The organism is Acuticoccus kalidii (genome assembly GCF_021556395.1).
In the GTDB taxonomy this organism is placed as follows: domain Bacteria; phylum Pseudomonadota; class Alphaproteobacteria; order Rhizobiales; family Amorphaceae; genus Acuticoccus; species Acuticoccus kalidii.
Window position 1 is genome coordinate 39,533 of sequence record NZ_JAKGCS010000015.1, and the last position, 20,335, is coordinate 59,867.

Genomic DNA, 20,335 nt, shown 5'->3' on the forward strand with positions numbered 1-20,335 from the left:
CCTGACGAATGACCAATGCCGCGGACTTTCACGACGACCTCATCATCGTCGACACCCATGTCGACACGATCCAGCGCCAGGTCGATCTCGGCCAGGACCTGACGGCGCCCGACTCGGGCGGCTATATGGACCTGCCGTCCATGAAGAAGGGCAATCTCACCGCGACGTTCTTCGCGGCCTGCGTCGACTATAACAACATCAAGCGCGGCACCGCTCGGCAGCGGCAGAACCAGCTCCTCAGCGCCATCATCGACTTTTGCGACACGAACGCCGACACGATCGCCGTCGCCCGCACCTCCGAGGACATTCGCCGGCTGAAGGCGGAGGGCAAGCTCGCCGCCGTCATCACCGTGGAGGGGGCGCAGGCGATCGAGGAGGATCTCGCTCATCTCGAAGAGCTCCACCGGCTCGGCGTCGTCTCGATCGCGCTCGCCCACTTTACGAGCAACACTTGGGCCGATTCCTCGGCCGACGTCGCCCGTCATGGCGGGATCAGCGATCTCGGCCGCAAGGCGATCGCCGAGATGAACCGGCTCGGTATGATCATCGACGTCTCGCACGCATCGGACGAGGCCGTCATCGGTGCGCTCGAGGCGAGCCGCGCGCCGATCTTCGCCTCGCACTCCTGCGCCCGCGCGCTGCACGACCATCCGCGCAATCTCACCGACGATCTCATTCGCGCGATCGCCGACAAAGGCGGCGTCGTCGGCCCGACGATCTTCCCCGAATATATCTACGCCCCGTTCCAGGCGGCGACCGAGGTGCTCGCCGAAGAGATCCGCGCCGAAGCCGGCGATGACGGCCCCGTCGAGAAGGGAACCCCCGCGATCACGACGATCATGCGCTCCTTCCGCGGCGACATGAACGGCAAGTACAACTCGCTCGTCACCAAGGCGCTGCCGATGCCGGGGATCGACGTGTTCGTCGATCACATCGCCCACATCGCCGCGCTGACGAGCCCGGCGCACGTGTGCGTCGGGACCGATCATGGCGCGGTTCGGTTCGATATTCCGGGCTGGGAGGACTGCACCAAGCTCCCCGCTTTGACCGACGCCCTCCTCGCGCGCGGCTTTTCCCGGCGCGAGGTCGCGATGATCATGGGCGAGAATGTCCTGCGGCTGATGGACGACGTTCAGGCGGTCGCCGGCTGAGGGCGCCCCGCCTTAGAGATCGATGTGGGATGAAATCCACAGCACCACTGCGTCCTCTTCGCTCACCGAGCAGAGGGCGTGGCCCATGGTGCTGTCAAAATAGGCGCTGTCGCCGGGATTGAGCAGCGTCGGCTCGTAATGCTCGGTGTGCAACTCAACGCTGCCGGACAGGACATAGAAGAACTCCTCGCCCCGGTGCGCGATGAGCTGCTTGAACTCTTTCGGGCTGCGGGCATGGATCGTCGCCCGCAGCGGTGTGAAGCGCTTCTTCGACAACTCCGTCGCGAGCATTTCATAGTCGTATTGCGGCGTCGGGTGATGGACCCCTTCGCCGCTGCGCGTCACGGCGCGCCGTCCGGTTCGAGCGATTTCCGGCTGGGGCGCGAACAGCTCGGCAACGTCGATGCCGAGCCCAGCCGCGAGCCGGAGGATATTGTCGTAGGTCGGCGAAATATGGCCGTTCTCGATCTTCGAAATGGTCGACGGCGCGAGGCCGGAGCGTTCGCCGGCTTGCTGCAAGGTCAAATTGTAACTGCGCCGAAGATGGCGAACCATCGCACCAAGACGCGCCGCCCTGTCGGGAATTTGCAGCTCTCGGACAGAAGATTGGTGTCTCATGATGCTCGATAGTGTTTCCAAATTAGGCAGATTTTTCTTATTGGAAATTTTCGTTCCTCGTCGCACACTGCCTGCACGGGCGCGATTTGCCCAGCACGAAATTTGCAGAGACCACCGCTGGCCGGTCGAGCGCTCGCTCTCGCGTGCTGTCCACGTGGCGATTGAAGAAAGACAGATCCATGAATTTGCGCAGATCCATCCTGTCCGGGCTCGCGGCCACCGCCGTCGCCCTCACACTGTCGAGCCCGTCCCCCGTCCTTGCGCAGGACGACTATCCCACCAAGGCCGTCGACTGGGTCGTGATGTGGCGCGCCGGCGGCGGGGCGGATTCGGCCTCCCGCACCTTCATCGAGCGGTTGGAGCCGATCCTCGGTGAGGACATCGTCGTGAAGAACATCACCGGTGGCGGCGGCGGCATCGGCTACATGGCGGCCAAGACCGCGAAGGCCGACGGCTACACCCTCGTGACCATCCAGGGCGATCTGCCGAAATTCGAGCCGATGGGTCTCGCCCCGATCGCGCTCGCCGATTTCGACATCATCGCCGGCTACGCCTTCCAGTCGCCGATGATCGTGGTGTCGGCGGATTCGCCTTACGAGACGCTCGACGCGTTCGTCGCCGCCGCGAAAGACGCGCCCGGCTCCATCTCGGTCGGCACGACCGATATCGGCGGCGTGTTCCATCAGCCCCTCGTCCTCTTCGAGGATGCGGCGGGGATCGAAACGCGCGCCGTCGCGCTCGAAGGCTCTTCGCAGCAGACCGTCAACCTCCTCGGCGGCAATACGGACGCGGCCGTAACCTGGGTGAAAGCGACCGCACCTTACGTGGAAGAGGGCAAGCTCCGCTACCTTGCCTATATGGCCTCCGAGCGTCATCCAGACTTTCCCGACATCCCGACCGTGAGCGAGCTCGGTTATGACGTCGTCTGGGAGCATCCTTATGGCGTCGGCGCGCCCGCTGGCATCCCGGATGCGGCGAAGGCGAAGATCGAGGCCGCCGCGAAGGAGATCTGGGAAGACCCGAGCTTCCAGGAAAAGCTCGACCAACAGGGCCTCACCGTGCTCCGCATGGGCTCCGCGGACTATACCGAACACATGAAGAAGATGCAGGCGGACATGGAAAAGGCGATTGGCCTTATCCAGCAATAGACCGGTGGACCGAGACCTGATGCGCCTCAACGTCGCCGAACTCCTCGTCGCGGTGCTCGTCATCGCGATGAGCGTCGTCTTCTTCGTCGTCAGTCTCGGCTTTCCCCATATGCGCGCCGACCCCGGGGGCGGCGCGCTGTGGCCGCAACTGATGGCGGCCGGCGCGGGCGGCGGCTCGCTGATCCTGATCGCGTGGCGCCTCTGGGAGGCGAAGGCGGGCAACGGCCTCGTCGAGGCGGCGGTCAACCGGCTCGACCGGCGCACCGGCGCCATCATTCTCGCCTCGATCGCGTATCCGTTCCTGATCCTCGCGATCGGATTTCCGATCGGCACCATCGCGTTCATCGCGCTGCTCATGCGGATCCTGAAGGCGCGGCTCGTCGAGATCGCCGTCTTCGCGCCGATCTTCACCGCGGTGCTCTATCTTTTCTTCGTCTATCTCCTCGAAGCGGTGGTGCCCCACGGGGCGCTGTTCGACGCGATCGGGGGCTAGAAAGCGGGCATGGCCGACCTTCTCCTCCACGCCGTCGCGGTTCTGTTCCAGCCGCTGAACCTTCTCATCCTGGTCGCCGCCGTCGTCGGCGGCACCCTCGCGGGCGCGGCCCCTGGCCTCACCTCGACGATGGCGATCGGTCTTCTCGTCCCGATCACCTTCACGATGCCGACCGAAAGCGCGTTGATTCTGCTCTTCGGCGTCTATTGTGGCGGGCTCTATGGCGGGGCGATCACCGCCATCCTCCTCAACATTCCAGGTTCGCCGACCTCCGTGGTGACGGCGCTCGACGGCTATCCGATGACCCGCCAGGGCGAAGGCGGCAAGGCGATCGCCATCGCGACGCTCTCCTCGACGCTCGGCGGCATCATCAGCTGCGTCGTCCTCATCTTCCTGTCGCTGCAACTCTCGCGGCTCGTCATCTATTTCGGCTCGCCGGAATATATGGCGCTCGGCATCTTCGCCTCGGCGGTCGTCTTCTCGCTCTCCGGCGATTCGGTGCTGAAGGGCTTCATCGCCGTCTGCATCGGCTTTTTGATCGCGACGATCGGCATCGACCCGACGGCGATGCATCCGCGCTTCACCTTCGGCATCACCGAGATTCAGATCGGCATCCCGGAAATCCCCGCGATCATCGGCCTGTTCTGCGTCTCCGAAGCCTTCCGTATGGTCGACCAGGCGACGGGCAAGCCGATCGCGCAGAAGGCGGTGAGCGGCCTGCGCTCCGCCATCGGGCTCCTGCCCCGGCTGTGGCCGACGATCACCAAATCCGGCCTCATCGGCTGCTTTGTCGGGATCCTGCCGGGGATCGGGGCGCTCGCGGCGTCCTATCTCGCTTATGCCGAGGCCCGGCGGAGCTCGCGCCACCCGGAGCGGTTCGGCAAGGGTGCGCCGGAAGGCGTCGCGGCGAGCGAGGCGGCGAACAACGGCGTCACCGGCGGGGCGATGGTGCCCGTCCTCTCCTTCGGCATTCCGGGCGACACCAACACGCTCCTCATTCTCGGCGCGATGGCGATCCAGGGCATCGCCCCCGGCCCCGCCCTCTTCCGCGAAAATCAGGACATCGTCTTTCTGATCTTCGGCAGCTTGATCCTCGCCAACCTCCTTCTCCTGCCGGTCGGGCTGATGCTCGCGCGCTATATCGCGAAGGCGGCGGTGATCCCGGTGCGCTATCTCCTGCCGACGGTCGCGGTCCTCGCCATCACCGGCGCCTCGATCGGCTACGGCCATATCTATTATTTCTGGATCTCGATCATCTTCGGCCTTCTCGGCTACGTCCTCCAGCGCGGCGGGTTCCCGCTTTTGCCGGTGGCGATGGCGTTGATCCTCGGGCCGATGGTCGAGCGCAATCTGCGCTCCTCGCTGATGCTGCCCGACGCCAGCGTCGAGATGTTCCTGACCCGTCCGGTCTGCGCGGCGCTCCTCGTGATGTCGGTCGTCGTCGTCGTCGTCCGTCTCGTCGGAGCCCGCAGGCTCCGCGCGGCCGAAGCCAGAACCGAGCCCGGCCCGGGCGCATAAAAAGCGGCCGGGCGGGAAGCGTCGCGGCGCCGGAAAACGGGACATTCCGGCGCCGCGAACCACATAAAGTCCATGCCGGACGCCGCGCCGGTCCCCCGACACGACCCAGAGATGGCGATGGAAATCGGCCGCCCGCCCCGCTTCGATCCCGATCACGACTTCTATCGCGGCGATCTCGGCGCGAAGGTGGAGCTGATCGAGTATGGCGACTACGCCTCGCCCTACAGCTTTCGCGTCCACAAGATCCTGCGGCGCATCTCCGATCGGTTCGGCAGCCAGACCGTCTTCGTCTTCCGCCAGGCGCTGTCCAACGCGGACCCGAACGCCTGCGAGGAGACGATCACCCGCGCAGCGATCGCCGCCGGCCGGCAGGGCCTTTTCTGGGAGATGCATACCGCCATCTTCGACAAGCGGGACGCCCGGCCGACCGACGAGGAGATCGGCGAGATAGCGGCCTCGATCGGCCTCGACGTCGATCGCTTCTGGCGGGACGTCGGGTCGGAGGAGACGACGCGCCACCTCGAGATCGACCGGCGCTCGGGCGAGGCCGCCGGCGTCGTCGTGACGCCGACCCTCTTCGTCAGCGGCGAGCGCTATCTCGGCGCGTGGGACGAGCTCGCCATTCTGGAGGCGATCGAGCGCCCCTTCGGCGAACGCATTCGCTCCGCCCGCGACCGCTTTTTCGGCTGGGCCGCCTCGGCCGGCTTCGTCCTCGTCCTCGCGACGCTCGCCGCGCTCGTCGCCGTCAATATCGGCCTCGCCGAGCCCTATGAGCGGCTGCGCGAAACGGCCTTCGCCCTCAGCTTCGGGGACAGGACATTCTCACTGCCGCTGGAAGTGTGGATCAATGACGGCCTGATGACCGTCTTCTTCCTGCTCGTCGGGATCGAGATCAAACGCGAGATCGTCAACGGCGAGCTCGCCGACCTGTCGACCGCCCTCCTCCCGATCGTCGGAGCGCTCGGCGGCATGGTGGCGCCGGCCCTCGTCTATACGGCGTTCAATTTCGGCGGCGACGCGGCGCATGGCTGGGGCATCCCGATGGCGACCGATATCGCCTTCACGCTCGGGCTGATGGCGCTTCTCGGATCGCGCGTGCCGAATGCGCTGAAGGTGTTCGTCTCCGCCCTCGCGATCGCCGACGATCTCGGCGCGATCGTGGTCATCGCGATCTTCTATGGCGGAACGATCCATGTCGTTCCCCTCCTCGTTTCGGCCGCCATCTTGATCGTCATGGCGCTCCTCAATCGCGGACGGGTCTACGCGCTCGCGCCCTATCTCATTCTTGGCGTGATCCTGTGGGCGGCGATCTTCGCCTCGGGGCTGCACGCGACGCTCGCCGGCGTACTGACCGCCGCCCTCATCCCGTCGCGACGGACCGCCAACATCGCCGGCGTCGCGGCGCAGGCCTCGGCGATCTTCGAGCTCGAAAACCGCCTCCAGAACGATGAACGGGGCGAGGTCAGCCATCGCGCCATCGGGGTGCTCGAAAACGCGTTGGCACGGCTTCGCGAGCCGGGGCACCACCTCCAGCGGGCGCTCGAAAGCTGGACGAACTACACGATCCTGCCCTTGTTCGCCTTCTTCAACACCGGCGTCGTGATGGCCGGCGCGCATTTCTCCCCGCTCGCGCCGGAAAGCCTCGGCGTGATGCTCGGCCTCTTCCTCGGCAAGCCGGTCGGGATCGTCCTCGCGTGCCTGATCGCGGTGAAATTCGGATGGGCCCGTCTCTCGCCGGACGTCACCTGGCCGCACATGGTCGGAGCGGGTTGCCTCGCCGGCGTCGGCTTCACGATGTCGATTTTCATCGCGACCGCCGCCTTCGCGGACGGCCAGCTCGCGGCGGTGAAGCTCGCGATCCTCCTCGGCTCGCTCGCCTCGGCGGTGCTCGGCATGGTCATCCTGTCCCGCGTCGGCGGGAGCCGAACCGGATCGACGACGCCGGAGGCCGAACGGTCGCGGGGTGATGTCCCGGCCGACGCCTAAGTCTTGCGGAACGGGGCGAAGTCCGCTTCACAACCTCTCGTCAGAATAACTATGCAAACCGGCATCGACGGGAGGAAACGATGAGCGAGCACACCAAAGGCATCCTGATCACCATGCTCGGTGTCCTCGCGATCGTGCCGGATTCGCTGTTCATCCGGCTGATCGATGCACCGCACGCGACCGTCGTGTTCTGGCGCGGGCTGATCGCGGCGGTGGTCATTCTCGGCGGGGTCGCTATCGTCTATCGCGGGCGCACGCCGGCGATCATGCGCGGGCTCGGGCGCAAGGGCCTCGCCTATGCCGCCCTCACGAGCCTCGGGACGACGCTCTTCGTCCTCGCCGTGCAGAAGACATCGGTCGCCAATGCGGTCTTTCTCGTCTCGCTCGCCCCGGTCTTCGCCGCGCTCGTGAGCTGGCTGTTTCTCGGCGAGCGCCTCACGCGCCGCGTTGCGGCGACCATCGCGCTGACGATGGTGGGAGCCGCGGTCATCGCGCAGGGCTCTCTCTCCGTCGGTGGGCCGGCGCTTCTCGGCGACATCCTCGCGATCGGCGCCGCCGCCGCGATGGCGAGCGCCTTCACCGTCGCGCGGGCCGCTCGGTCGATCTCGATGGTGCCCGCGGCGGGCCTCGCCTACGTGATCACCGCCATCACGACGCTGCCCTTCCTCACGCCGGGCGCCCTTTCCGGCATGGATTGGACCTATGCGTTGATCCTCGGCGGCATCTTCGTGCCTCTCGGCGCGAGCCTGATGGCGCTCGGGCCGCGCTATATTCCCTCCGCAGAGGTCTCGCTTCTGCTTCTCCTCGAGGCGATCCTCTCACCGCTCCTCGTCTGGGCGGTGCTCGAAGAATATCCCGGCGAGGCGACGATCCTCGGCGGCACGATCGTCATCGCCGTGCTCGCCGCGTCCAACCTCTTCGCCCTTCACCAGAGCGGCAGGCGGGCGCGCGCGAGCGCCTGACCCGCCGCCTTTAGGGAACCGCCGCGATCAACAGGAAGGCGAGGAAGATCGTCAGGTGAACGCCGCCTTGCAGGACGGTCGTCCGACCGGTGCCGAGGGTGACGATGCTCGCGAACAGCGTCAGCGCGAGGAGAACCTCGTGCTCCCCTTCGAGACCGAGCACGAGGTCGATGTCGAGAAGGATCGACACGAGGCCGACCGCTGGGATCGTGAGGCCGATGCTCGCGAGGGCCGACCCGAGCGCGAGATTGAGCGACCCCTGCAACTTGTCCGCCTTCGCGGCGCGGAAGGCCGAAAGCCCCTCCGGCATGAGCACCACCGCGGCGATGATCACGCCGACGAACGCTTCGGGCAGGCCCGCCGCGCTTACCCCGTGCTCGACGGCCGGCGACAGCGTCTTCGCGAGGAGGACGACGGAAACGAGCGAGACGAGAAGCAGGCCCGCGCTCACGAAGAACGCGTTCCACGACGGGACCGCGTGTTCGCCGTGCGGCTGGTCCGGATCGAGGAAATATTCCCGGTGCCGAACCGTCTGCACGAACAGAAACAGCGCATAAAGCACCAGCGACGCACCGCCGACGACGATGAGCTGAGCGTGGGAATAGACCGGCCCCGGCACCGCCTCGGTATAATTCGGCAGGATGAGCGCCAGCGTCGCGAGCGTACCGATCACGACGAGTGCGCCGCTCGCCCCGCCGATATGGAAATTCTGCTCGTGATAGCGCAGCCCGCCGACGAGCAGGCAGATGCCGACGATGCCGTTGAGGACGATCATCACCGCCGCGAACACCGTGTCGCGCGCGATTTCCTCGCCGCCTCCCGGTGCCGACAGCATGATCGAGATGATCAGCGCCACCTCGATCACCGTGACCGATGCCGCGAGCACGATGGAGCCGAACGGCTCCCCGACCCGCAGCGCCACCACTTCGGCATGATAGACGGCCGAAAAGACGGCGCCCAACAGCAACACCGCAGCGGCGATTGCGACGAGAGCGTGGGCCGGGTCGACGATATGGAGGAATTTCGCCCCGACCATGAGGATCGCGAGAAGCGGAAAGACCCAAGTCGAAATCGGCAATTTGCCGGGTACGTACGCTGAAATCGGCCTTCCTCCCCCAAGAAAAAGCGCCCCGACGCGACTGGAGGAGCGCATGCGCGTTGATGACAGGACCGCCACACGCTTGCCTGTCGGCTAACACACTTGCATGAGACGGTCGATGTAATCAGCACCAATCCGTGCAGCATCGACAATGCGGAGGCGACTACGAAGCCCGTGATGACCGAGCCTCTCTATCGCGGCATGGACCGCGCCGAACTCGACCGCCAATATACGGCCCGCGCCACGGTCCCGAACGTCGACCTCTACATCGAGGCCTACGCGACCCGAACCGCCGAGGCGAAAGCCGCAACGCCGCGCGTCGTCTCGCTGCCCTACGGGCCGAGCGCGGACGAGACGCTCGACATCTATCCGGTCGAGCGGAAGGCCGCGACGCCGGTCTTCGTGTTCATCCATGGCGGTTACTGGCGGGCGCTCTCCAAGGATCATGGCGGCTTCATGGCGCCGACGCTTGCGCGGGACGGGATCGCGACCGTCTCACTCAATTACGCGCTGGCGCCCTCGGTGAGGCTCGAAGAGATCGTCGCCCAATGCCGCCGCGCGCTCGCCTTCCTCCACCGCGAGGGCGCGCATTATGGGCTCGACCCCGACCGCATCATCGTCGGCGGGTCGTCGGCAGGCGGGCATCTCACCGGGATGATGCTGACCGGGAACTGGTTCGCCGACTATGGCGTCCCGGCCGATCTCGTGAAGGCGGCGATGCCGGTCTCCGGCCTGATGGACATCGAACCGATGCGGCTTTGCCATGTGAACGACTGGCTCGACCTCGACGCGGCGCGCGCCGCCGCCCTTTCGCCGCAACATCTCGTGGCGTCCAGCGTATCGACGGCGCCGGTCGTCGCCGCGGTCGGCGGCACCGAGACCGAGGAGTTCCGCCGCCAGACCCACGATTTCGCCGCCGCATGGCGCCATGCCGGCCGTGTGGCGATGGCGCGCGAGGTGCCGGAGCGCAACCATTTCGACGTGATCTTCGATCTCGCCGACCCGGCGACCCCGCTTTATGGCGACCTCATCGGCCTGTTTCGGGCGATTGACGGCGAGATTGTGGCATCGAGGTGATTTCGTCTCAGCCGATTGATGGTTAGAAGCGCCCCAAGTCGGAAAGGGGAGCGGAATGAGCGCTGAGATCAATTGGACCGTGGCCGCGGACGAATCCGAAGTCATGTCGCTCGACGACGGGATTGCCCTTCCCGTCACGGTCGGCGGCCTGCCGATCGCGCTCTGCCCGTTCGAGGGGCAAATCTATGCCGTCTATGATGTGTGCAGTCATGGTCAGGCGGCCCTGTCAGACGGGTTCCTGAACGGCTGCATCCTCGAATGTCCGCTGCATCAAGGCCTGTTCGACATCCGGGACGGCTCGCCCCAGGGCGAACCTGCCGAAACCCCGGTCCCGACCTATCCGGTGAAGGTCGAGGACGGCAAAGTCCTCGTCGGCATCGCAGCCTGACACGGCGCCCGCGCGGCGCGCGCGGCGGCAGCGCTTTACTCGGCGGCGTCCTTCACGCGGTTCGCGCGCAGATGGGCGGCCTTGGTCCGCGCCTGAAGATCGCGCAGGACGGCGAGCTCTTCCGCGCTCGCCTCCGGCGTCTCCTCCACCTTGCGGCCGACCTCCTCGGCAAAACGCACCGGCCAGCCGACGGTCTCGACCAGCGCGTCGCGCGTCACGCCCGGATGGAGGCTGACGACGGTGAACGCCGCGCTGCGCGCATCGAAACCCGCGTCGGCGGCGGCGCGCCCCTCGGTGTCGAGCATCGTCCACAAAGCGAGGTCGGTGATGAGGCGGGTCGGCCCCGCCGTGTCGACATTATAGGTCGCCCGCGTTTCACCGGGCGCGCCGTGGCCGAGGCTCGTCACGAAGTCGATCTGTTCGACGAACGCGCGCCGTGCCTGGCGGGCCGTGATGAAAATCTCCCGCGCCTGGGTCGCGATCTCCGGTGCGCCCCCACCGCCGGGAAGGCGGACCTTCGGCTTGTGATAGTCGCCGATGACGGTCGTGTTGATGTTGCCGCGCGCGTCGAGCTGGGCGGCGCCGAGAAAGCCGATCGAGACGCGCCCTCCCTGGAGCCAGTAGCGGAACATTTCCGGCACCGAGACGGTGGTGAGCGCCGTGTCGGACAACTCGCCGTCACCGATCGACAAAGGCAGCACGTCGGGCCGCGTGGCGATCGTCCCGGATTCATAAATGAGCGTGATGTCCGGCGCGTGGGTGAGGCGCGCGAGATTGCACGCCGCGGACGGCGCTCCGATGCCGACAAAGCAGACATCGTCGTTCGCCAGAAGCCGCGAGGCGGCGACCGCCATCATTTCGGTGGGCGTGGCACTCATGCGGCGCTCCTCAAGGCGCTGACGCGATCGGCGAAGACGTCGGCCGTCGCGGCGAGGACGTTTTCCTCCATCCATTCGTGGAAGCGATCCCGATCGGCGGAGATGTCGTCCCACGCGATATATTCGGCGTTGTCCCGCACATAATACCCCGACGTATAAGAAGGGTGCGCACCGCCCGGCACCGTGACGATCGCGGCGATCGTCCAATGCGGCAGGACGCAGGCATTGGGGCTGAGGCCGAGCGCACGCAGATCGTCGACGACCTCCTCGACGGTGACGATCGCCGTCTTCGCCGCGAGGACGGCCTCCTTCTGGATCCCGATGATCCCCTCGACGAGGACGTTGCCCTGCCGGTCGGCCTTTTGCGCGTGGATGATGGTGACGTCCGGCCGGACCGACGGGATCGCGGCGAGCTCTTCGTGGGTGAAGGGGCAGGTGATCGTGCGGATATTGGGATTGACGCGGGCGAGCTCCGCCCCGCGATAGCCGCGAAAGATCGCGCAGGGCAGCCCCGCCGCGCCCGCCTCGTAGGCGTTCGCCATCGCCGCGTGCGAGTGCTCCTCGTAGGCGATCGGCTGCGGCCAACCATTCTCGATCGCATCACGCGTACGGCGCAGGAGGCCCGCGCCCGGATTGCCCACATAGGAAAAGATCATTTTGGACACGAGGCCCATGCCGACCATCTGGTCGTAGAGAAGATCCGGCGTCATGCGCACGAGCGTCAGGTCGCGCCGTCCCTGCCGGATGATCTCGTGCCCCGCGGCGAAGGGAATGAGGTGGGTGAAGCCCTCGATCGCCAAAGTCTGGCCGTCGCGCACATGGGCGGCGATCGCGGCCTCGAGGGTCAGATGCTGAGCCAAAGTCCGTCCTCGAACGTTGCGGTCCGGCGAGCCGCCGCCGGACGGCCGCCGCCCGCGATGGGACCGGACGGGCCGTGCGCCGCGGCGGGCTCGACCATATGATCTGTTCGCATGGCGAACATTGATGAGCATAATCGACGCCGGACGCCGCGCCAACGCGGGAGTGGCGCGTGCGCCGCCCGGTCGGTCGCGTCCGATCCGCGCATCAGCCTTGCGTTGTAGGGGGATGGCAGGACGGGTCGAATCTTGCATCTAGGCGATACGCTGACCGTCCGTGCGAAGCGATCGAAGGAGTTTTCGCGTCATGGCCGACCCCCATGCCAAGGGCCGTATCGTGCAGGCGGGCGTGCCGCTCGTCTCCGCGCGCAAGGCGATCGTCATGGCCCATGGGCGCGGCGGCACGCCGCAGGACATGGTGCGCCTCGCGATCCTCCTCGGCCAGCCCGATCTTTCGGTGCTCGCCATCGAAGCGGCGGGCGGCTCATGGTGGCCGGACAGCTTTCTCGCCCCGCTCACGGTGAATGAGCCCTACATCACGAGCGCCATCGCGGCGATGGAGCGCGCCGTCGCCAAGCTGAACGAGGCCGGCCTCGCCGACGAGCAGATCGGCGTCCTCGGCTTCAGCCAAGGGGCGTGCCTCGCGCTCGAGTACACCGCGCGGGCCGGCCGGCCGCTCGCCTTCGCGGCAGCGCTCTCTGGCGCACTCGTGGGCACCGGCGAAGCTGGTGGCGAGTATCGTGCCGATCTTTATGGCAACACGGAGAAGTCATTCGACTATAGTGCTCAATTGAGCGGCACGCGTGTTTATCTCGCGTGCCATGAAGAGGATCCGCATATACCTCTCGCACGCGTGCAGACCTCGGCACGCATCTTCAAGCGCATGAACGCGAAGGTCACGATCGAGATCATCCCCGGCGCCGGTCATGGGATCGTTCCCGAAGAGGTGGACGTCGTTCGCGGGCTCGTGAGCGGCAAGGGCTGAGTAAATCGCACGACTGCACTTCGACTCCTTCACTCTAAAGCCTTGCGATTTGACGCGCGATATGCACATAAGGGTTCGTGACAGAGGCGGGCGGACCGCTAAGCGGTTCTGACTCGCGACGGTGTTGGTGCAGAAGGGCACCCGCCGCGAGGGCAGGCTAGCGCCCCATCTGTTCGATCTCATGTGAACAAAGACGCGTCCGGTGCTGTCCGCGACGCACGAAAGACGACGTTTGAGACAATTCTCGGAACTCGGCCTTGCCGAGCCCATTCTTCGCGCACTGAGCGACGAAGGCTATACAAACCCAACACCCATTCAGGCCGAGGTCATTCCCGCAATGTGCGCGGGACAGGATATCCTCGGTACTGCCCAGACAGGAACCGGCAAGACTGCCGCGTTCGTCCTGCCGATCCTCGACACGCTGGCGCGTGAACGCGGACGGCCGCAACCGAAGACCTGCCGCGCGCTGATCCTTGCGCCGACGCGCGAACTCGCGAGCCAGATCGCCGACAATGTGAAGGCTTACGGCCGCCACATGCGCCTCAGCTTCGGCGTGGTCGTGGGCGGCGTGAAGCCCGGTCCGCAGATCCGTACGCTCTCGCGCGGGGTCGATATCCTGATCGCGACGCCAGGCCGCCTCGAAGACCATATGGGCTCCGGTGCGCTCTCGCTCGCGGCAACGAAGACGGTCGTCCTCGACGAGGCCGATCAGATGCTGGATCTCGGATTCTTCCCGGCGATCCGCCGCATCTTCCGCTCTCTGCCGCGCGAGCACCAGACGGCCCTCCTCTCGGCGACCATGCCGAAGGAGATCCGCGGCCTCGCGAACGATCTCCTGACAAACCCCGCCGAAATCGCCGTCGCACCCGTGTCGCGGCCGATCGAGGCGATCGACCAGTCCGTCCGCCATGTCGACCAGTCGGCCAAGCGCGACGCACTGCTCGAAATCTTGAAGGCGCCCGATCTTTCGAGCGCCATCGTGTTCACCCGCACCAAGCGCGGGGCGGACAAGGTCGCCAAGCAGATCGAGGCCGCCGGCCACGAAGCGGCGGCCATTCACGGCAACAAAAGCCAAGGCCAGCGTCAGCGGGCACTCGATTCCTTCCGCGCAGGCCGCGTCATGGTCCTCGTCGCGACGGATATCGCCGCCCGTGGCATCGATATCGATGGCGTGAGCCATGTCGTGAACTACGAGCTGCCCAACGTCCCCGAGGCGTATGTGCACCGGATCGGCCGCACGGCGCGTGCCGGCCGCAGCGGCGTTGCGATTTCGCTTTGCGATCCTTCGGAGCGTGGGCTCCTGAAGGATATCGAAAAGCTGATCGGCCGCCGCTTCACCGCCGACGGCACGGTTCCGATGGAACCGGCCAGAGCCGCCGACGGCCCTCGCAATCCACGCCGGCGTCCGCGCCGTCGTGATACGGACGCACCGACCGCGAACGCCAAGCCGGCGAACGCTGCCGGTCCGCGCAACCGCCGCGCCGGGGGTCCTCCCCAGCGCTCCAAGACCGGACCGTCCGGCGCCCATCGTGGTCGCCCGGGCGAGCCTCAAAACCGCGCGGCCCAGCAGCAGGCCTGAGCCTTCGCTGCCCCTCGCATTACCACAACGACGCATACGCGATTATTTTGAAGACTGGAGACTCCACCATGGCAACCGGATCGGTGAAGTGGTTCAACGGCACCAAAGGCTACGGTTTCATCGCCCCTGAGGACGGTGGCAACGACGTTTTCGTGCACATCAGCGCCGTCGAGCGCGCCGGCCTCAGCCACCTCAATGAGGGGCAGAAGGTCAGCTACGAAATCGAAGTCGACCGCAAGCGCGGCAAGTCCTCCGCAGTGAACCTGCGCGCGCTCTGAGAAGACGCACCGCGATAATACGCGCCGGCAGCCGCCCAGCGGCGTAACGGGGCTCGGGGGGCCATGCGTCCCCCTCATCGCGATCATCTCGAACCGCTTCGATCCGGATCTGATCCGGACCGAGGCGGTTTTTTTGTTTAAAGCATGGCCCCATCGGCCGCCCACGAGGCCCGGCGACGCCCGCGCTGCAGGCCGAAACAGACCCGTCGGCGCGCGGCTTGTTCAGGCCCGCCGGCCCGCGACCCCAGAGCACGCGCGCCTCGCGCACCTCGCCCGCACCGGGCCGCGCACGCTGCCGCTTAATTCACGCTATCGTTCGTTTAGACTTGGTGATCTGACGGCATTAGCGGATAAATGCTGGCGCTCGCTCTTCGGATCGCCGCTCGCACCGCAGCCAGAACGAAACACTCCAGAATGGCATTCTTGTTTTATCAAGAAGACATATCGCAAAAGCTGGAGACCTTTTGCCGTATCGTCGACCATGCGGACGCGCCTCTCCTCCTCCTCAAAGCCGATCCGTGGACGATCGTCTGGGCGAACGCCAACTGCCGCACGCTCCTCGGAGAGCATCGACTAACCACCCTGCCCGTCGAACTCGAAGCCGTGCTCGGGGCCTATGTCGTCCGTTCGATCACGGCCGCGCTCGAGGGCGTAATCGGGCGCCCGCGCGCCGCCAGCCCGTCGCTCGATTGCCTCACCGCCGTGGGTCGCCAGACGCTTCGAGTCGCGCTGCGTGAGGTCGACGATCTCCCCGACCATTGGCTGGTGACGCTCTCCCCCACGGCGCCTCCGCCGAGCGGCCATTGGCGGCAAGATCTCGTGCAGATCATCGACCTCCTGCCCGTCGGGGTGGAGATCTACGATGAGGCGCTCAACGCGGTTTTTTACAACAAGTTCTCCGACGCGCTGTTCAGCTATCAAGAGCAGCCCGTGCTTCACTATGAAGACTGGTGGGAGGTCGGCTTTTTCGACGACCGGGAGCGGGAGGCGGCGCGGCGAACCTGGGCCGAGCACGTCGCCGCCGTGCGCGCCAATCCCGACTCGACGCGGCAATCGGAGCATTGGGTTCGCTGCGCGGACGATCAGCGCCGGCGGCTCGAATTCCGGTTCCGCGTGATCGAGGGCAAGCTGGTGCTCATCATCCTCGATGTCACCGAGCAGCGGCTTCTGGAGGAAGAGCTTCGCAATCTCGGCAGCATCGACCCGCTGACGGGCGCGCTCAACCGCCGCGGATTCTTCGAGATGGCGGAAACGCTCCTCGCCCACGCCGGGACCGCGGCGGAGACGCTGTGCGTCCTCATGCTCGATATCGATCATTTCAAGTCCATCAACGATCGCTTCGGCCACGCGGTCGGCGATGAGATCCTGTCCGCCGTCGCGGCGCGCATCGATGCGGCGCGGCGCCCGGCGGACCTCTTCGTCCGCCTCGGCGGGGAAGAGTTCGCGCTTGCCCTCCCCGGTCGCTCCGGCGCGCTCGCCCGGCGCGAGGCGGAGCGGGTGCGCCGCCTCATCGCCCAGGACCCCGTCGACACGACGGCCGGCGCGATCGCCGTCCATATCAGCATCGGCGCCACGGAATATGCGCCGACGGACACCACCCTCGATGACATGCTCCTGCGGGCCGACCGCGCGCTCTATGCGGCGAAGCGCGCCGGCCGCAACCGCTTCGTCTGGGACGGCCCGAACGACGAGGCGCAACCGCCTCTCGACGACAGAGCGATGTGACGACGCCGCGAGCGGTCGCGGCCCCGGGCGCGCTGTGGTAGCCGCTCGCCCCACCCCCTCGCCTCTTACCCGCCCCCATCGCCACGACGGGTGCGGGCCTGATCGGCGGTCGGAGCGCTAAGCGGCAACCTTCATGATCTCGTCGAGCATCAAGCGCCCATAGAGGCTGTTGCCATGCACCCAATCGCGCTTGCCCTTCGCTGAGACGTCTTGCGAATACGCCTTCTTCAGGAAGCCACCCTCGGTGAGCGAGGCCTGTGGCCGCCCGACCGTGTCGATCGCGTGCGGGGCCAGCGCCTCTTGCATGCACTCGATGAACGTGTCGTCGAGATATTTGATCACCTCCCGCCGCGTGCCTTGGACGAACATCGGGTGATGATCCTTGATCGCCGGATAGGTGACCCAGACCGGCCGGACGCCGGCCTCTTTCAGATCGATCAGGAAACGCGCAACCGGTGTCGTGTCCCGCTCCATGATCGCCTTCAGCGTCGTCTTGGGGAGCGGCACCTTCCCCGGCTGCCACACCGCAAACGGCTCGTGCCGTTTCCAGTAGGCGGAGCCCTTCAGAATGATGCTGTTCACATCGCCGACTACAGCTACGATCCGAACGGCAACCTCACCGTCAAGACCGGGATGGGGCACTACACCTATCCCGCCGCCGGCCAGCCGCGCCCGCACCTTGCGACGCGGGTGGGGGTATCAGCCTTATGGGGAGGAGGCGCGGAGCGAGGTGCGGCCGACGCCGGCGGCGGAGTCGAAGTGCTTCCTGTCGGAGCGCTACGACGAGGCCGGGGCGCTGATGGACCTCAATGCGCGCTATGATGATCCGCGCATTGCACGGTTCATACAGCCCGATTTGCTCGATCCGGATGTGCCGGGGGTGGGGATCAATCGCTATGCCTATGCGTTGAATGATCCGATCAACAAAATTGACCCTGGCGGAAAGCAAGTTGTCACTGACGACGAACGCGAAATGGCGGCTAACGAAGACCTGGTGGGATTTTGGAAATCGCGCGCAAAAAGGGGAGATCCTATTGGGCCTCTCGGCATGGAGTTTGGGGTGGAGGAAAAGACAATCTCTGTCCGTCTGTCAGACGCGATCCTGGAGAGCGCTATTCGGAATGAGCATGAGCGCATTTATGCCGACGCGCTTTTCGCTCATTACAGCAGCAATAGGCTCATGTAGCGGCAGTAGATAAATGTAATAGGGGAAACCAAATTTTCTGTCACCAAGGCAAATAACAGAATATTATCACAGTATTTTTAGTGAAAATGACCTCCCATTAAGTGAATTTTGCAGAACACCCTTCACACGCCTTGGAATTACGCCTGATATGACGAGAGCGTTTTAATTTAATCTATGAGATCAAGAGTAAAAATATACCTATATACCAGATTTTTCTTGAGTTTAATTGTATGGATTATCCCCTTAATTGGGGTGGCAATATCAATTGCTATGTTTCCACTCGTATTAAATACAACGAATATCAGATTTATATTAATATGCCTATTATTTCTAAGTCCTATAATCGGGATATTCATCCCATATAAATTGAAAGGCATAAATTTTACGGATTAATGCTATTCACGCAAATTATTTTATATTTATATCTTAATAGATTACTGTAGCATCAGACCTGCTCAGATTCGTCAGACTACACCTCGCTTGAGGGCGCTGCCCCTGCTGCCTCAGCAAGCCGCCGCGTGCGGGGCAGTTGGGCGACGAGGCGGCTCGCGAAGGCCCCTGCCGTGGCGGCCCGCCCCATAAGGGCCATAGAGTATTCTGTCTTCACCGCAAAAGCGGCCCAGCACCAGAGATCTGAGACTTGAGGGAGGCTTGCCTCGTTGTCGCGATGTGCGGGCGGCGTACGCCGCCGGTTGTCAGCTTGCAGATGGAGGCGCGCTCCACGCGCGGACACGAAGTCGGAGCTAACCCCTTGTCACGCACGAACTCAGCCGTCACCAGCGGCGCGGACGTAGGCGTACAGAGTTGGCTTCGAGATCCCCATCGAAGCCGATCGAGCTACCGGCGAGACGATCCGCCATCTGCCAACGAAAGAGGCCTTCGCCGCCCAACAGGAGCAACCTCAGGCGGAGTGATGGAGTTGAGCTGGTCGTGAGAGGACGCCTGAACGTGGAGCGATTGGAATCCCCGTTTTCGAGCGGCGATGGTATCGGGATCGGTGCGCTAGACAAATGGTGGGTGGCCCACCTGCCTCGGCCGCGACTTCACTCAGCTTCAGCAGACTAGTGGATAGTTTGAATCAAAAGAGTCCCGGTGCGGGATTCCCTCTGAGGCGGGTTCGATGCGAGATGTGCACCGGGATCATGTTCACGCTGTCATCCAGCGAGCGTGAGCGACTGGACCCGCGCTGGACCTTCCACTTCACCCCGACATCATCGTCATGGATGAACGCGGTTGAGGGCTTTTTCGCCAAGCTCACCAGGCGCCGCCTGAAGCACGGTGTCTTCCATTCCGTCTGCGATCTGCAAGCGGCGATCAACCGCCTCTTGGCCGAACACAACGACGCCGAGGCAAAACCCTTTGTCGGGCGTGCCGATCCCGATGCCATCGTCGCCACACGAAGTCGAGGGTTCCAAACATTGGAATCAATCCACTAGGTCCAGTGGGGCAGGGGGTGTCCGGAAACGGGGGAGCGGAGTACGGCAATGGAGTTGCCGTTGAGGCACCCGAGGTAGATCGTCTTCAGATCCGGGCCGCCGAACGCGAGGCTCGACAGGTTGCCGATATGCCGGCCCCGGCTCCGAGCAAGATGACCCTTCTCGCCGAGGCGGCCGGCGAGATAATCGGCTTCAATCGTATCGATCTCCGGGTCGGGGTCGGTGAGGACGGTCGTGCAGGTTCCGTCGGCGCTCACGCGGACCAGGCTGTTCGAGATCACGCTCGTGACCCACAGGCCGCATTCGCTGTCGAAGGCCATGCCGTCGGGGAAGATGCCGGGCCCGTACGTGGCGAACACTTCCGGCTGGCCGACGCTCCCGTCCGCGCCGATGCGCATGCGTGAGGTGCGGCGGCCGAACGTTTCGTTGACGTAGAGCCAGTCGCCGGACGGGTCGAGGCAGACCTCGTTGGTGAAGCAGAAGCCATTCGCGACGATCCGGGCTCCGCGCTCGTCCGCAAGGATGATGAAACCGTCGTCGGCGCCGGCGTGATTGGCGCGAGTCCGGTCTGCAAGGCGGGTGCTTACCGTGATCCAGATCCGGCCGAGAGCGTCGCGGGTGACGAAATTGGCGGGCGGGATCGGCGCGCCGTCCACCTCGGTGATGAACGGCGCAACCTCGCCGTCAGCGGAAATGCGCCAGACCCCGCCGGCGTCGGCAAGGTTGGCGGCCAGAAAGCTGCCGTCCGGCATCGGCGTGATCCCGTTCGGCCGTAGCGGTCCTGCGCCGGGGGCGTGCATGGTTCCGACGAAGTGCTGGCTGCCGTCGGGGACGATGCGCATCAGGCCGCCGCGCCAGTCGCAGGTGACCACGTCGCCGTCCGGCATCGCGACCACGCATTCGGGGCGGCAGAGGTCGGTGCCGATGATGCTGAGACCAGCGGGATCGATCTGGTAGAGCATGATCTCCAT

19 protein-coding genes and 1 pseudogene are annotated in these 20,335 nt (G+C 65.2%); 14 read left to right on the top strand and 6 right to left on the bottom strand.

The window, feature by feature from the left end; translation table 11 throughout:
• The first annotated feature begins 8 nt into the window (after positions 1-8).
• Entirely contained in the window at positions 9-1,151 is a 1,143-nt protein-coding gene (locus L1787_RS08210; protein ID WP_235708213.1) for a dipeptidase, read from the top strand.
• A gap of 12 nt (positions 1,152-1,163) precedes the next feature.
• On the opposite strand, the gene L1787_RS08215 is transcribed toward L1787_RS08210, so the two are convergent.
• Positions 1,164-1,790, bottom strand: a complete 627-nt coding sequence (locus tag L1787_RS08215; protein ID WP_235708215.1) for a helix-turn-helix domain-containing protein — start codon at positions 1,788-1,790, stop codon at positions 1,164-1,166.
• A gap of 158 nt (positions 1,791-1,948) precedes the next feature.
• On the opposite strand from L1787_RS08215, the gene L1787_RS08220 reads away from it, so the two are divergent.
• The 5 genes from L1787_RS08220 (at position 1,949) to L1787_RS08240 (ending at position 7,876) form a co-directional block, all read left to right on the top strand.
• Positions 1,949-2,917, top strand: a complete 969-nt coding sequence (locus tag L1787_RS08220; RefSeq protein WP_235708216.1) for a Bug family tripartite tricarboxylate transporter substrate binding protein — start codon at positions 1,949-1,951, stop codon at positions 2,915-2,917.
• A gap of 19 nt (positions 2,918-2,936) precedes the next feature.
• A complete protein-coding gene (locus tag L1787_RS08225) occupies positions 2,937-3,410 on the top strand; it encodes a tripartite tricarboxylate transporter TctB family protein (RefSeq protein WP_235708217.1) in 474 nt (157 codons plus the stop codon).
• Between the two features lie 9 nt (positions 3,411-3,419).
• Complete coding sequence (locus L1787_RS08230; RefSeq protein ID WP_235708218.1) at positions 3,420-4,928, top strand: tripartite tricarboxylate transporter permease; 1,509 nt, start codon at positions 3,420-3,422, stop codon at positions 4,926-4,928.
• A 111-nt stretch (positions 4,929-5,039) separates the two neighbouring features.
• Positions 5,040-6,914, top strand: coding sequence for a Na+/H+ antiporter NhaA (gene nhaA / locus L1787_RS08235; protein ID WP_235708219.1), 1,875 nt, complete (start codon positions 5,040-5,042; stop codon positions 6,912-6,914).
• A gap of 80 nt (positions 6,915-6,994) precedes the next feature.
• Entirely contained in the window at positions 6,995-7,876 is an 882-nt protein-coding gene (locus L1787_RS08240; RefSeq protein ID WP_235708220.1) for a DMT family transporter, read from the top strand.
• A 10-nt stretch (positions 7,877-7,886) separates the two neighbouring features.
• On the opposite strand, the gene L1787_RS08245 is transcribed toward L1787_RS08240, so the two are convergent.
• Complete coding sequence (locus L1787_RS08245) at positions 7,887-8,912, bottom strand: calcium:cation antiporter (RefSeq protein ID WP_235708708.1); 1,026 nt, start codon at positions 8,910-8,912, stop codon at positions 7,887-7,889.
• 240 nt (positions 8,913-9,152) lie between these two features.
• Here L1787_RS08245 and L1787_RS08250 point away from each other — a divergent pair, with 240 nt between their 5' ends.
• On the top strand, positions 9,153-10,052 hold the full coding sequence (locus tag L1787_RS08250) for an alpha/beta hydrolase (protein WP_235708221.1): 900 nt from the start codon (positions 9,153-9,155) through the stop codon (positions 10,050-10,052).
• 55 nt (positions 10,053-10,107) lie between these two features.
• A complete protein-coding gene (locus tag L1787_RS08255) occupies positions 10,108-10,440 on the top strand; it encodes a non-heme iron oxygenase ferredoxin subunit (RefSeq protein WP_235708227.1) in 333 nt (110 codons plus the stop codon).
• Between the two features lie 35 nt (positions 10,441-10,475).
• On the opposite strand, the gene L1787_RS08260 is transcribed toward L1787_RS08255, so the two are convergent.
• Together L1787_RS08260 and L1787_RS08265 are read right to left on the bottom strand one after the other, a co-directional pair.
• Entirely contained in the window at positions 10,476-11,318 is an 843-nt protein-coding gene (locus L1787_RS08260; RefSeq protein ID WP_235708228.1) for a CoA-transferase subunit beta, read from the bottom strand.
• Entirely contained in the window at positions 11,315-12,178 is an 864-nt protein-coding gene (locus L1787_RS08265) for a CoA transferase subunit A (protein WP_235708230.1), read from the bottom strand. The genes L1787_RS08260 and L1787_RS08265 overlap by 4 nt, the downstream gene beginning before the upstream one ends.
• Before the next feature lie 304 nt (positions 12,179-12,482).
• On the opposite strand from L1787_RS08265, the gene L1787_RS08270 reads away from it, so the two are divergent.
• From L1787_RS08270 to L1787_RS08285, 4 genes are all read left to right on the top strand, one after another.
• Positions 12,483-13,160, top strand: a complete 678-nt coding sequence (locus L1787_RS08270; RefSeq protein WP_235708231.1) for an alpha/beta hydrolase — start codon at positions 12,483-12,485, stop codon at positions 13,158-13,160.
• Positions 13,161-13,392: 232 nt separating this feature from the next.
• Entirely contained in the window at positions 13,393-14,739 is a 1,347-nt protein-coding gene (locus tag L1787_RS08275) for a DEAD/DEAH box helicase (protein WP_235708234.1), read from the top strand.
• A gap of 68 nt (positions 14,740-14,807) precedes the next feature.
• On the top strand, positions 14,808-15,017 hold the full coding sequence (locus tag L1787_RS08280) for a cold-shock protein (RefSeq protein ID WP_235708236.1): 210 nt from the start codon (positions 14,808-14,810) through the stop codon (positions 15,015-15,017).
• 414 nt (positions 15,018-15,431) lie between these two features.
• On the top strand, positions 15,432-16,742 hold the full coding sequence (locus L1787_RS08285; protein WP_235708237.1) for a GGDEF domain-containing protein: 1,311 nt from the start codon (positions 15,432-15,434) through the stop codon (positions 16,740-16,742).
• Between the two features lie 117 nt (positions 16,743-16,859).
• On the opposite strand, the gene L1787_RS08290 is transcribed toward L1787_RS08285, so the two are convergent.
• The gene (locus L1787_RS08290; RefSeq protein WP_235708239.1) at positions 16,860-17,324 is read right to left on the bottom strand and encodes a hypothetical protein; all 465 of its coding nucleotides are present in this window, start codon (positions 17,322-17,324) and stop codon (positions 16,860-16,862) included.
• Between L1787_RS08290 and L1787_RS08295 the strand changes: the two genes are divergently transcribed.
• Positions 17,314-17,928 carry an RHS repeat-associated core domain-containing protein gene (locus tag L1787_RS08295; RefSeq protein ID WP_255720386.1) on the top strand — a complete coding sequence of 205 codons (615 nt, stop codon included), beginning with the start codon at positions 17,314-17,316 and terminating at the stop codon, positions 17,926-17,928. The two genes, L1787_RS08290 and L1787_RS08295, sit on opposite strands and share 11 nt — an antisense overlap.
• Before the next feature lie 1,181 nt (positions 17,929-19,109).
• Positions 19,110-19,364, top strand: a pseudogene (locus L1787_RS08300) (IS630 family transposase); the annotation flags it as partial.
• Here the strand turns inward: L1787_RS08300 and L1787_RS08305 are convergent.
• Complete coding sequence (locus L1787_RS08305) at positions 19,361-20,326, bottom strand: SMP-30/gluconolactonase/LRE family protein (RefSeq protein WP_235708248.1); 966 nt, start codon at positions 20,324-20,326, stop codon at positions 19,361-19,363. The pseudogene L1787_RS08300 and the gene L1787_RS08305 overlap by 4 nt on opposite strands.
• Positions 20,327-20,335: the final 9 nt, after the last annotated feature.